This is a genomic window from Niveispirillum sp. SYP-B3756 (genome assembly GCF_009495745.1).
Lineage (GTDB): Bacteria > Pseudomonadota > Alphaproteobacteria > Azospirillales > Azospirillaceae > Niveispirillum.
Map to the genome: position 1 here is coordinate 66,051 of NZ_WIDQ01000016.1, position 12,807 is coordinate 78,857.

Below are 12,807 nucleotides of genomic sequence, written 5' to 3' on the forward strand. Positions count from 1 at the left end.
GAAAGATGGACCTGCGCGATCTTTATCAGGACATTGTCCTGGATCACGGGCGGCATCCCCGGAACTTCCGCGTGCTGACCGATGCCAATCATCTGGCCCATGGCCACAACCCGCTGTGCGGCGACAAGGTCACCGTGTTCCTGCGGTTGGACGGCGACCGGATCGCCGATGTCAGCTTTGAAGGCAAGGGCTGCGCCATTTCCACCGCGTCGGCCTCGCTGATGACGGAGATTGTCCTGGGCAAGACCCTGGCGGAGGCATCGACCCTGTTCGGCCATTTCCATGACACGGTGACCAAGGGCGATGGTGCCGAACTGCCGCCCGATCTGGCAGAGGATGGCGAGCGGCTGCAGCCGCTCGCCGGGGTCAAGGCCTATCCCGCCCGGGTCAAATGCGCGACGTTGGCCTGGCACACGCTGGACGCGGCGGTGAAGGGCGGCGGCCTGTCTGCCCCGGTCAAGACGGAATAGGAGGGGACGATGGATATCGCCGGCCCGCAATACGACATCGACCAGGATATGCCCGTCCGGCGCGTCTTCGACACAGCGGCGCTGAAGGCCGATGTGATGGAAGCGATCTGCACCATTCGTGACCCGGAACTTCCCGTCAATCTGGTCGATCTGGGTCTGATCTATGACGTGCAGATGCGTGAGAACGGCATGGTCCATATCGAGATGACCCTGACGACGCCCGCCTGTCCCGTCGCCTCCGCCCTGCCGGCGGAAGTACAGCACCTAGTCTCCCTGGTGCCGGGCGTCACGCTGGTGACGGTGGATCTGGTCTGGGATCCGCCCTGGTCGCAGGACCGCATGTCGGAAAGCGCCCGGCTGGAACTGGGGTTGATCTAACAGGCTTTCGATTCCGTTGAGTTTTTGTGGGGGAGGGGGACGTTGTGCGGGAGCGACGTTCGCAGTGACAGCCTGTTTTTGTATGTGAGCGGCGAGGCGCGTGTTCCGGCGGCGCATCCGTTGCGTCCGATCCGGGCGATGGACTTGCCCTGGAAAAAAGTGGAGAGCCATCGTCCTAAAATTAGGGTCTGATGGAGGTAGAACTGTTCCCCCGTGAGCGGACAGTTTTTGTTCGGTCAAGATGCCGGTGAACCTCGGGCTGGTGAATTGTCCGCCCTGGACGGTGTTGAAGATTTCGGGCTTGCCGTGGCCGGCCATGGCCTCCTGCAGGGCCTCCAGGCAGAAATCGATGTCCATGCTGTTGGATAGCTTCCAGGCCAGCACCCTACGCGATGCCCAGTCCATCACGGCGATCAGGTACAGGAAGCCCCGCCGCATGGGAATGTAGGTGATGTCCGTACACCTGACATGGTCCGGCCGGTCAATGGTCAGATCCCGCAGCAGGTAGGGCCAGATCTTGTGCTCGGGATGGGGAACGCTGGTCTTCGGCCGTTGGTAGATGGCTGCCAACCCCATCCGGCCCATCAAGCCGGCGCACCCGTTTACGATTGACGACGTGACCCTGGCGCCGCAGATGGCGGGTCATCTGCCGGCTGCCATACCAGGGCGTCTCCAGGAACTGGGCATCGATCAAGCGCATCAGCGCCAGGTTCTCAGCACTCTCGCCCCGTACCGGCCCGTAATAATACGACCGGCTGATCGACAGCAGCGCGCATTGCCGGACAACCGACAAGCCGGGATGGGATCGATCCACCATCTCCCGCCTCCGACCGGCGCTCATCGACCGGAGGCCTTGCGCAAAAAGCTTGTCCCGGACCCGATCCGGGATCCCGTTCCACCACCAACTGACCGATCTTGGCGTGCAGCCGGTCGATCTCGACCGCATCAACAACTGGAGTGGCCTCGGCTTTGCCGGAAAACGACGCGGCCATCCCCTCGATCGCCTGCTTGCGCCAAGCGCTGATCATCGTCTGGTGAACACCGTGCTGCGACACAAGCTGCGCCATCGTCAACTCGCCCCGGATCGCATCAAGTGCCACCTTCGCCTTGAAATCAGCCGAATATCGCTTCCTCTGTCCCGTCATGTCGGTCGTCCTTCAATAAGGCCGAACCAAGCTTAGCAAACTGTCCGCTCACGGGGGACCAGCTCTGGCGTCCTCGGATAACGTTACAGGGTCCAATCGGAACGTTTCCGGGCGGTTTCATCGTCCCGGACGCGTCTTGGCCTGGGTAGCCACCAGGGCTGCCACTAGGTAGCCGTGGCATTGTTAAGCCATCAATTACGCAAAAATGGCGCAAGGCGAACAGTAATGCCCCCGGCAGGCGGTATGCCTGCGGTCACGGAGATTGCCAGCTGCTCCCCCCGCGGCTGCCTTAACGCGGTGTCCCGGAACTGCACTTGGGGCGCTGCACTACGCGTACGGGCGTCGCCAGACAACGTTACAGGGTCCAATCGGAACGTTTCCGGGCAGTTTCGAGCGTCCCGGTCGCGTCTTAGCCTCGGTAGCCACCAGGGTGGCCAGCGGGTAACCATGGCATCGTTATGGCAATAGTTACGCAAAAAATGACGCAACTGTTGCTATTTTGAAACAATGGCGGTGTCGAGGCTCGGGACCACGACAAGCGCCGGCCAGGAGCGGTGGCGCTTGTTAACTAATAATTATATTTCAAAACAGGAGGCGAGACGTCATGAGAGTCCCAAAAAGCCGGATTATTTGGGAGTTCGGAGCTAAGAGTCCAAATGAACGAGAAAATTCCGTATCCTTGCGCATGATGCTTCTCGCCTGTTCCGTCTTATCCGCGCCCACAAGCGTGGCTTATGCACAAGAGCAGGCCCTGAGGCAGAATGATGGTAGCGCTGGACTCGATGAGCTCGTCGAGATCGTCGTGTCGGCCAGGCGGAAGGATGAAAAGGCATTGGATGTTCCGGCCTCCATCACCGCTTACTCGTCCGATTATCTAAAGACGCAGAATATTCAGAATTTTGTCGATTATGCCACCCGCGTTCCCAACCTGACCTTCCAGTATGGTCAGGGAGCGGATCTGTTGTGGAGCGGCAGCCGCCAGACGACCATCCGCGGCGTCGCCGGCAGTGAGACAACATCCTACTATATAAATGACACGCCGGTGCCCTCGTCGGTCAGTCCGCTGACACTGGACCTCGATCGCATCGAAGTGCTCAAGGGCCCTCAGGGAACCCTGTTCGGTGCCAGTTCCATGGGTGGCAACGTTCGTTTCATCACCCGGAAGCCTTCTTTGACCGAGAATTCGGGCGAAGTGCAGGTGCAGGGCGGCAGAACCGAAGGCGGTGGTCTCGATTATGAGGGCAATGCCGTGGCGAATATCGTGCTTGCTCCTGGTCGGCTCGGCCTCGATGTCGCCATTGCCAATACGCGTGATTCCGGCTTCATCACGCGCCGATTTCCCGATGCGTCGGGTAATCTCGTCTCCAAGGATGGGCAGGGTCGCAACGACACCTATGCGGCTTCGCTCACGCTGCGGGCCGAGCTGTCGGATGAGGTGGAGGCGACCATCAGTGCCATGGGCCAGGCAAGCAATTTGCACGGCTTTCCGGCCGCCTACGTGCCTTATCCCGATTATAAACCCTTGTCCTACAAGGTGGATCGCGCCCAGGACGTGCAGGAATATTCCCGGGACCGTTGGGGTATCGGGTCGTTTGTCCTGAACTATGCCGGAGACGGTTTCTCCGCAGCTTCTTCCACCAGCTATTTCGCACGCCGGATCAACGAGCGGGAAGACGACACCGAGGGGAGCAACCTGTACCTTACCCAGGCCACGGGGATCAACTTTGGCAATACACCCATTTACCAGGACAGCCACCATAACCAGACGCGGTTCACGCACGAAAGTCGCATTTTCGTCGATGACGGCACGCTATTGCCGCATCTTTCCGGCGTTGCCGGGGTGTTCTACCAACATCGGAACTTCCGAGACAAAGTGCCGGTTACTCCGATTCCGGCGCTGGCCGCAGCGGGCTTTGATCCGTCCAATCTCGCCGCCAGTACCCAGCTCAGGCACAGCAACGACACGGCGCTTTTCGGCGAATTATATTATGAGATCATCCCGAAGCTGACCGTCACGGCAGGCTTGCGGCAATATTGGATGAATCAGAAGACCGACGAATCCACCGACTACGGATTCGTCTTCCTACCCGAGGGGTCATCCTATCAGCCGGCTAAGGCGAACAGCGAGTCGGGGCTCATTCCCAAAGCCGTGGCCTCCTATAAGCTGGGCAAGCAGGGCAATATCTATGCCTCGGTGTCCAAGGGCTTCAGGGTCGGAGGCGCGCAGCAATCCCTTCCGGCGGATCTTTGTTCGGCCGACGTCGCGCGTTTGGGCCTGAATAGCGATGCGTTGCGGCAATATCGATCCGACACGCTGTGGAGCTATGAGGCCGGAATCAAGAGCCTGCTGGCAGAGGGCCGGCTCTCCGCGTCGGCGGCGGTCTTTCAAGTTGACTGGTCCGACATCCAGCAATCGGTTTACTTGCCCACTTGCACCCTGTCCGTCACGACGAATGCGGGTAAGGCGCGCATCCGGGGCGGCGAAATGGAGGTCTCTGGCCGTCCCTTCGCCGGAGTACCTTTCTCGATCATGGTCGGGCTCGGCTATACCGATGGGGTTCTGCTGGAACCCGGCGTGCTGCCGCAACCCGCGAACAGTCCCCTTTCCCAGGTTCCGCAATGGAGCGGGACCATATCTGGACTTTACCAGGTGGATCTCAGTCACGACCGTCAGCTCTTTATTGCGGCTGACTACAGCTATACCGGCTCCGTCGATGTTCCGACTGGCAGCGGCGGCTTTGTGACGCGGCAGGCGTTTAATATGGTCAACGGCAATATCGGCGTGAGTTTCGGACAGTCCCAGATCTTATTCTATGTCAAGAATCTGCTTGATGAGCGCCTGAACTTTGGCGACCAGCCTGCCGCCGGTTTTGAGCGTCAGAAGCTTCTTGGTGACGGAAACTATGAACGCTACCCCCGTGGCGTGGTCAGCCGCCCACGCCAGTTCGGTGTGCAATTCCAGCAGAGTTTCTGAGGATCAGGCTTGGCGGCGTCTTGAATTCCGAGGTCGCCGGCTTGACTGTCTGGGGCAAGCGGTCAGGGGAGGCTGCTTGCCCCACTGGAAAGACCTTCCGATTTTCGCAGGGCGACGAACGCCTTGATTGCGGAGTGATCTTGTATGCCACAAAGACGCGATTTCCTGGTACGGGGCCTGGCAATGGGCATGGCAGCGCAGATGCTGCCCAGCGCGGGAGCATGGGCAGCATTCCGCCCTTCGCAGGGCGTTTCGGCTACCGTCCGGTCCCTGCGGCGGCGAGATGAAACGATATTGAGGCTGCCCAGTCTCGGGGATGGCTACAAGATGAGTTGGGGAGCAGACGACCGGCAGTTTGTGGTCGTCAATGACGGATCAGGCTGGCTCGATCCTCCCACGAGAGTCTTTAAGAGATCCCTGTGGAGCATTGGCGGCGACCCGACCAACGCCCAAGTGAGTTTGGTCGCGGCTTATCCGAATGTCGATGAGGCTAGCGAGGCGGAGGACGCTCCTCATTATCACGGCCATGGCCTGCTGGCCGTACGCGGCCATGTATACCAGTTTCTGAGTGCGCTGGATCGGGCGGAGGAGCGGCCCCGCCGCTGGATGGCGGCCAAGCTCATTCAATCCGATGACAGCGGGCGGTCATGGCGCAATCAGGATGGTATCTCTCCTGTCAGATGGGAGGGATGGAAAGAACAATCACATAAACGGCTAGTCTTTTTCAACGAGCTGAACGGATGTTTCTCGCTGCTTTCCGTTCTCCAGATGGGCCGGGATTACCGCGCGAACCGCGACGGGTATATTTACGTGTATGGCCCCAACGGCAATATCGACGGCTTGATGAACGAACTGGTGATGTTCCGGGTGCCCATCGGCCGGATACTGGACCGCAGCGCTTATGAATTCTTCGGGGGGATCAGGAACAATGGCTCGGCGCGGTGGGTGGCGGACATTGCTGGGCGAAGACCGGTCCATGTGTTTCCGCGTGGCTGGGTCAACCACTCCAATCTTTTCCCCGGCGATATCGTCGTTGAAACGTGGTTGCCGAGCGTGGTCTATAACGAGCCCCTGGATTTGTACATGATGGCCAGCGCCGGAACAGGCTGCGCACCCGATGGCACTGAATTCGCCAAGCCCAGCTATTTGGGCTTCTGGATTTCCGCGACACCCTGGGGGCCGTGGCGTCAGGTGCATGAGGAGGCCGCCTGGACGCCGGGTGGCGACCCCGCCGCACGGGCATATTCACCCCAGATCGCGCCCAAATGGATCGCGCCAGACGGTAAATCTTTCTGGCTTGTCTGGGCCGATCTAAAGGGAATCCGCGAATTCAGCGGAGATATGGACCGTGCCGGCAATGCGCCCCCAAGAACCCCCGAGGAAGCCGCCATTATCTCATCCGGCCTTACGCGGAAAGCCATGCCAGGCTATTCATTCAACGCCCAGCGTGTCGACCTTGATGTAGGGTGACAGAACAAATCTAGGCTATGCCCGGTGTCGCTTGACGATAGACCCCTGTTGCACCAGCCTTATTGCAGTGATGGCCAAACTATTTGAACAAGGGGGGCGGATTGGTACTCTGGATGGGGAGGGGTAGGACTGTCCCGCCGGTAGTCGCGGCGCGTACAAGCCTTTCCGCGACACCTGATCCGTCTGAGGATGAGGACGGTGCGCTGATGGCTGCCGAGGTTTCTCAGTTCCGGGCGATGCTGCTGGGCCAACGTCGCACGGGGACCCTGATGCAGTTGTTCGACTATCTCCTGGAGCATTCGGCTGATGATCGGGCGCCCAAAGAAATCGAAATCGCCATGGCCGTGTTCGGCAAAAGCGCGGACCTCGATACCTCGCAGGATTCGACGGTTCGAGCGAATGCGTCCCGGCTCCGCGCGCGGCTGGACCAATTCAATACGGGAAAAAGCGGGCCTCGCTTGCAGATCCCCAAAGGGGAATATCGCCTGATCTTGACCCCTGGGTCTGAGGATGCGCGGGAAGAAGCCGTACCTCCTCCCGACCCGCCACCTGTCCGAAGTGCGGCTTGGCGTACCCTTGCGATCATATTCGCGGTGAACGTGCTGGCGTGGATCGCGCTTTTCATTTTCGGACAACTGAGCCACGGCCCATCGGCCCTCTCGCAGACAGCCTTTTGGAGGCAGATCGCTGCGCACAAGCGGCTTCCTGTGATCGCGGTTGGCGACTTCTACATGGTTGTGGAAAACGGACCCGATGGCAAGCCACGGCGCCTTATCATGAATCGTTTGATCCAGTCGGGACGGGATCTCGACAATTATCTGACGATGCATCCCGACGACTTCAGCAAGCTGCACGATCGCGACATTCGCCGGGTGCCGGCGCGCGTTGCCACCGGAGCGGCGGCGATCTTGTCGTTGGTCTCGGCCCTGCGTGCCGATCGTGGTATTCCGACAATCACCCCGGTGTCGCAGCTTTCGCAGGACGTGATTGATTCGAACGACATAATATTTATCGACTATTTCGCACAGGTGGAGACGTTATGGTCCCCTATTCTCCAAATGTCCGGCTTCACCCCTGGAAAGAGTTTCGATGAGCTGAAGGACATACCTTCGGGCAAGGTATTTACGGCACAGTCCGCACAGAGCCTGGACGCTACGCATCCGATTGAGCAGTCCTACGGTCGTGATTATGGTTATGTCGCCAGCTACCCCGGGCCGTCGGGCAACCGGATACTTGTCATCTCCGGCGTCGAAGATGTCGGACTGTCTCAGATGATCAAGCTTGTATCAGACAAGCGTGAACTTGACCTGTTGGCCCGGCAGACGCATGACGCGGCGGCGTTCGAGGCGCTCTATCTTATCCGCACCACCGGGGGCTTGATATTTGACACGAGCCTTTTGATCGCGCGACCGCTAAAAACGCCGAAGACCGCTGCTCACTAGGGCCTGTTGATATTTGATCTTCTGTCCGAGGCGAGGGCGTGATTCGAGCTGTGGAAATCGGCTCGTCATGGTCGCTGTCTGTCGTGCCGACGAGAAGCGCTGCCGGTGCCGGGCTTGCAGGTCATGCTCCAGCCGTTCCAGCGCGGCGATCCGGCCTTCGTATTCCGCCAGCATGTTCGACGCCTCAACCTCCTCGTCGAATTCGCCTGCTTTCGCCTTTGGGCGATCCGATCGCGGGCAGACAAATACCAATCTCCCTTGATCGTGACCGATCCGGGGAGATTTTGCGTTTCCTCATGCGCCGGGCGCTGCCATCTGGCAGCTTGGTATCAGATTGCGGCAGATGCCATGCCGTTTCGCCCAAGCCGTGAACTCGGTGCTTCGCCACGGCCCTACTCCCGCAAGGGCCGATATCACCGTTAATCTCTTATACCCGCCGTGCTCCACCCCCCAAGGGGCGCACTCCGTTCCAAGGCGAAGCTGTAGGAAAAATGCGACGCACGCGATGTTACACGACACGTGAGGAGCCGTTTCACAACCGATTCTCGATTTTCTGGCCTTTCGCCGCCGCTATTTTTGATTGGCCACGAATGGATCGGATGGACAGCCAGCGCTGCCGCAACGCCGCGATCGGGCACCACGCCGCTTCAGAACGGCGCCTTGTATCGCTAGACAGGAGTAGTTCTCAGATGTATGGAATAGGAAAGTTTGCTCTGGCGTTGGGCATCTGCGTTGCCGCCATCAGCGAGCCTGCCATGGCGCATCATTCCTTCGCTATGTTTGACCAGAATAAATTGTCCGAACTCAAGAACGTGACGGTGGTTCAATACACCTGGGCAAATCCACACGTTTTTGTCATCGTCCGAAATGACACGACGACCTACATGCTGGAATGCGGCAGCATCTCCAACATGGGAGGATTGGGCTGGAAGTTCAATACGCTCAAGGGGGGTGACAAAATCGACGTCGTGTTTTTTCCGCTACGCAATGGTGACCCGGGCGGGGCGCTTAAAGCCGCGACCCTGTCTGACGGCCAGAAGTTGACAGCGTGGTGACCGATGCTTGCAACCCCGTGTCAGAATAAAAAAGGACAAGGGAGGATACTAAATTGAGCTTCAAGGATATAGCGAGACTTGCTCTTGCGTTTACCATTTGTCTGTTGTGGATCGTCGACACTGCTATGGCGGATACGACCCCGGCTGGTACAATCCAGGAACCCAATATCACCGGCGTCTGGGAGCGTTATCCCAGCCCCTTTCCGGAAGGGGACACAGGCTTCGAGGATCTTCAACCACCCGGTAACGGGCCTGACCTGAAAGACCCCTATGCAAGCCAGTGGAAGGCTCAAGCGGCCAAACGCCAAGCGGCGTTGGATGCCGGAACGCCGCTCGTAGACAACAGTACACGCTGTCTGCCCGAAGGTATGCCGACCATCATGCAGGCGGTCTATCCCATCCAGATCCTCCAGACTCCGGGACAGATCACAGTGCTGGCCGAGATTTTCATGCAAACGCGCCGCATCTATATCGATCAGCCATTCCCGGCGCCCGATGACCTTGCACCCTCCTATTACGGCTTCTCCTCCGCCCATTGGGATGGCAACACGCTCGTCGTGAAGACCCGCGGCGTGAAGACGGACGTCAGGTTCTTCGAAATTCCCCATAGCGATGCGATGACCATTACCGAGCACTACACCTTGACCAAGCCGGATATGCTGAAATTGGACATCTCGATCGAGGATCCAAGCTATCTCAAGACGCCGTATCGTTTCACCTACGAGTACAAGCGCAATGACAAATACCGCATCGGTGAATATGTTTGCGATGCCAGCCTTACGGTGTTTAACCCCGACGGTACCGTGTCCGTTAAGGTGAATTGAGCCGCAACGATCTTGGGGCGTTTCATAGTCTCGCGGCGCTCCATCCCCCACGCTGGTGTGCCGCGCCACTAACAACCAGGGTGCCGCCGGAGCCAGACCGAAAAGGCGAATGATGACCATCAGCAACTCGGCTCCCGATACAACTGCGCACGCCCTTGCCGATGAGGCGCGCGAAGTGCGGGGTTTCATCGCCTCCAATCGATCCGAGATCCTTCTGCGTCTTTTCGATTTTCTCCTTCAGCAGTCGATCGAGGGGCGGCGACCCAAGGAAACGGAGATCGCCATTGAGGTTTTTCCGGGGAGTTTCGCCGCCTCGGGCATCCAGGGGTCGCAGGTACGCGTCGGCATTTATCGCCTCCGCAAAAAACTAGATCTCTATTATGCGGACAAGCCCGGGAAACGCCTCGTCATTCCGCAGGGCGAGTACGGATTCATTCTCAAATCACCAGATGCTCCAATCCATGATGCAGAGGCACCAGCCGAAGACAGACGCTTAGGATCGCGCCATGGCCGAACCATTTCGGTGGCCGCCTCCATCCTGCTTTTAGCGAATATTGCCTTGGTCTGGCTTCTTTTCAGAGACACCGTCAGCTTCGGGGGCCCCGCTGACCAACCGACACTCTGGCAGTCGCTTGAGGAGAAAAAAATCCTCATCGTCATCGGCGACTATTTCTTGTTTGTCAGGGAGCCGAATGACAAAGGGGTCGAGGAAGTCATCCGGGATCCAACCATCGATTCCGTCGATGATTTCTATGAATATGTCGCCAAAACGGCGAGCGAAAGGGGCAGCCTCAGAAACGAGGATCTCTATGCGGTGAGTTCGGACATTGTGGGTTCGATCAGCACGCTATGGTCCTATCTCAAGGATTATCAGCCCGTTGCCGTGACAGCGTCGGCGCTCGACCCCGATATGTTAAAAGCCCCGAATATCGTCTATGTCGGTGCCCTCGACGCACTTAATCCGTTGCTGAAAAACCCGCTTTTCCATGCTTCGCAATTCGACTGCGGGGCCACTTGTTACGAGCTAGTCGATAAGCCGTCCGGCCGGCAGTTCCTGTCCGACAGTCCCTATCTATTGGCCGACCGGATCATCCCTCGGCGCGACTATGGCTATATAGCCAGCATTCCGGGGCCTTCGGGCAATCAGATCCTGATCATTTCCGGCACGGGCGATGCTGGTGTCAACCAAATGGTCGGCATCGTTACCAACCCCAGCACGATCGAGGAACTTAGGCAGCGGGTAGGGGGAAGTCTAAGATCGTTTGAAGCCCTGTATCAGGTGCGCACGATGTTCAGTCAGAGCTATGGAAATTTGCTTTTAATCGCCCGACCGATCAATTCCCTCCAGATTTGGGAAACATCGGTAAACAATAGTTCCCAGAACTCAGGTCCCGTTGACAATGGCTTGAAACCATAGTTTGGCGGCTATGATGTTAAGGGAAGCCAGAAATGACTTTACTATTTTGTCACGATGCACGTGACCTGCTTGAGGTGATTTGACCTGCTCCCCAAAAACATCACCGTTTATAAGCAGAGTCCTCTGGTTTGGTATTGGGGTTGATTGACGTTCAGGACCGGGGGCATGCCCCCGGTCCTGAACGTTGCGAACTGGGCGGGGGACATCCCGCCCAGGGTGGAATGGGGTCGAACATTGTTGTAGTCATCCCGCCAGTCGGCGAGCACCTGTCGGGTGTGACGCAGGCCGTGGAACAGGGTTTCATTCAGGCATTCATCGCGCAAGCGTCCGTTGAAACTTTCCACGAATGCATTCTGGGTGGGCTTGCCGGGCTGGATGTAATGCCATTCGACCCGGTTGGTCTGCGTCCAAGCCAGGATCGCCCTGGAAATGGACTCGCTACCATTGTCGCTGACAATCATCAGCGGTTTGCCGCGTGTGGCGATGAGGGTATCCAACTCCCGCGCCACCCGCTTGCCGGACAGCGAGGTGTCGGCCACCAGGGCCAGGCATTCGCGCGAGAAATCATCCACCACGGCCAGGATGTGGAACCGCCTTCCGTCGCTGAACGCATCCGACACGAAATCCGGGCTCCAGCGCTGGTTGGGGCCCTGGGGCACATTCATCGGCGCCCGTGTGCCCAGTGCCCGTTTACGGCCCCGTCGCCGGCGCACCGCCAGCCCTTCCTCCCGGTAAATCCGCAGCAGCTTCTTATGGTTCACCGCCATCCCCTCCCGGGCCAGCAGACATCCCAGACGCCGGTAGCCAAACCGCCGCCGCTCCGATGCCAGGTCCCGCAGCCTTTGCCGCAAGACACCGTCATCAGGGCGACGCGACCGGTAACGTATCGTCCGGCGATGCACCTTCAGAACACAGCGCAGGCCCGCCGCTCGCTGACCCCGAACGTCGCCCGCAGATGGGCAACCGTCCGGCGCTGCGCGGTGGGCCTTACCACTTTTTTCCCGCCACCTCGCGCAGCATCGCGTTGTCCAGCATCGCCTCGGCCAGCAGCTTCTTCAGGCGGCTGTTCTCATCCTCCAAGCCCTTCAAGCGCTTGGCCTCCGACACCTCCAGCCCGCCATATTTCGATTTCCAGGCGTAAAATGTCGCCTCCGATATCCCATGTCGCCGGCAGATATCCGCCGTCTTCTGACCAGCATCCTGCTCCCGCAGAATCCCGATAATCTGCTCCTCGCTGAAACGGCTCTTCTTCATCAAATAGCCCTCCTCGGTCGGAGGGACTCTACTTTACGACGGAGACATTTCCAGGGAGCAGGTCGGCCTCGGCCCTGCCGGAAAACAACGCCGCCATCCCCTCGATCGCCTGCTTGCGCCAAGCGCTGATCATCGTCTGGTGAACACCGTGCTGCGACACAAGCTGCGCCATCGTCAACTCGCCCCGGATCGCCTCCAGTGCCACCTTCGCCTTGAAATCAGCTGAATATCGCTTCCTCTGTCCCGTCATGTCGGTCGTCCTTCAAAAAAGGGCAAAACAAGCTTAGCAAACTGTCCGCTCACGGGGGACCAGCTCTATATTCATTATAATCAATAAGTTATTTTTGCGGGTTCAAATCGTGTTGCCAGCCCCGCCGG

The 12,807-nt window shown here is 58.7% G+C and carries 8 protein-coding genes and 3 pseudogenes; 8 read left to right on the plus strand and 3 right to left on the minus strand.

Annotated features, from left to right (window positions below; translation table 11 throughout):
• Positions 1-5: 5 nt before the first annotated feature.
• A complete protein-coding gene (sufU, locus tag GE253_RS21540) occupies positions 6-470 on the plus strand; it encodes a Fe-S cluster assembly sulfur transfer protein SufU (protein ID WP_153206201.1) in 465 nt (154 codons plus the stop codon).
• Between the two features lie 9 nt (positions 471-479).
• The gene (locus GE253_RS21545; RefSeq protein ID WP_247878801.1) at positions 480-848 is read left to right on the plus strand and encodes an iron-sulfur cluster assembly protein; all 369 of its coding nucleotides are present in this window, start codon (positions 480-482) and stop codon (positions 846-848) included.
• 234 nt (positions 849-1,082) lie between these two features.
• Here the strand turns inward: GE253_RS21545 and GE253_RS21550 are convergent.
• Positions 1,083-1,993: pseudogene (locus GE253_RS21550) on the minus strand (IS3 family transposase); the annotation flags it as partial.
• Positions 1,994-2,597: 604 nt separating this feature from the next.
• Here GE253_RS21550 and GE253_RS21555 point away from each other — a divergent pair.
• The 6 genes from GE253_RS21555 to GE253_RS21580 all read left to right on the plus strand — a co-directional run bounded on the left by GE253_RS21555 (position 2,598) and on the right by GE253_RS21580 (position 11,175).
• Positions 2,598-4,967, plus strand: coding sequence for a TonB-dependent receptor (locus tag GE253_RS21555; protein WP_153206202.1), 2,370 nt, complete (start codon positions 2,598-2,600; stop codon positions 4,965-4,967).
• A gap of 327 nt (positions 4,968-5,294) precedes the next feature.
• Entirely contained in the window at positions 5,295-6,437 is a 1,143-nt protein-coding gene (locus GE253_RS21560; RefSeq protein WP_153206203.1) for a DUF4185 domain-containing protein, read from the plus strand.
• 206 nt (positions 6,438-6,643) lie between these two features.
• Positions 6,644-7,879: a hypothetical protein gene (locus GE253_RS21565; RefSeq protein WP_153206204.1), complete on the plus strand. Its 1,236-nt coding sequence runs from the start codon at positions 6,644-6,646 to the stop codon at positions 7,877-7,879.
• Positions 7,880-8,478: 599 nt separating this feature from the next.
• On the plus strand, positions 8,479-8,934 hold the full coding sequence (locus GE253_RS21570; protein WP_153206205.1) for a DUF6152 family protein: 456 nt from the start codon (positions 8,479-8,481) through the stop codon (positions 8,932-8,934).
• Positions 8,935-8,987: 53 nt separating this feature from the next.
• Positions 8,988-9,758 carry a hypothetical protein gene (locus GE253_RS21575; RefSeq protein WP_153206206.1) on the plus strand — a complete coding sequence of 257 codons (771 nt, stop codon included), beginning with the start codon at positions 8,988-8,990 and terminating at the stop codon, positions 9,756-9,758.
• Positions 9,759-9,867: 109 nt separating this feature from the next.
• Positions 9,868-11,175: a hypothetical protein gene (locus GE253_RS21580; RefSeq protein ID WP_153206207.1), complete on the plus strand. Its 1,308-nt coding sequence runs from the start codon at positions 9,868-9,870 to the stop codon at positions 11,173-11,175.
• Between the two features lie 107 nt (positions 11,176-11,282).
• Here GE253_RS21580 and GE253_RS21585 read toward each other — a convergent pair.
• Positions 11,283-12,429, minus strand: a pseudogene (locus GE253_RS21585) (IS3 family transposase).
• Positions 12,430-12,493: 64 nt separating this feature from the next.
• Positions 12,494-12,679 (minus strand): annotated as a pseudogene (locus GE253_RS21590) (transposase); the annotation flags it as partial.
• Positions 12,680-12,807: the final 128 nt, after the last annotated feature.

Excerpts from the sequence above, each read along its gene's own strand:
- GE253_RS21545 (WP_247878801.1), top strand. The coding sequence starts at position 480 with ATGGATATCGCCGGCCCGCAATACGACATCGACCAGGATATGCCCGTC.
- GE253_RS21555 (WP_153206202.1), top strand. The coding sequence starts at position 2,598 with ATGAGAGTCCCAAAAAGCCGGATTATTTGGGAGTTCGGAGCTAAGAGT.
- sufU (WP_153206201.1), top strand. The coding sequence starts at position 6 with ATGGACCTGCGCGATCTTTATCAGGACATTGTCCTGGATCACGGGCGG.
- GE253_RS21570 (WP_153206205.1), top strand. The coding sequence starts at position 8,479 with ATGGACAGCCAGCGCTGCCGCAACGCCGCGATCGGGCACCACGCCGCT.
- GE253_RS21560 (WP_153206203.1), top strand. The coding sequence starts at position 5,295 with ATGAGTTGGGGAGCAGACGACCGGCAGTTTGTGGTCGTCAATGACGGA.
- GE253_RS21580 (WP_153206207.1), top strand. The coding sequence starts at position 9,868 with ATGATGACCATCAGCAACTCGGCTCCCGATACAACTGCGCACGCCCTT.
- GE253_RS21565 (WP_153206204.1), top strand. The coding sequence starts at position 6,644 with ATGGCTGCCGAGGTTTCTCAGTTCCGGGCGATGCTGCTGGGCCAACGT.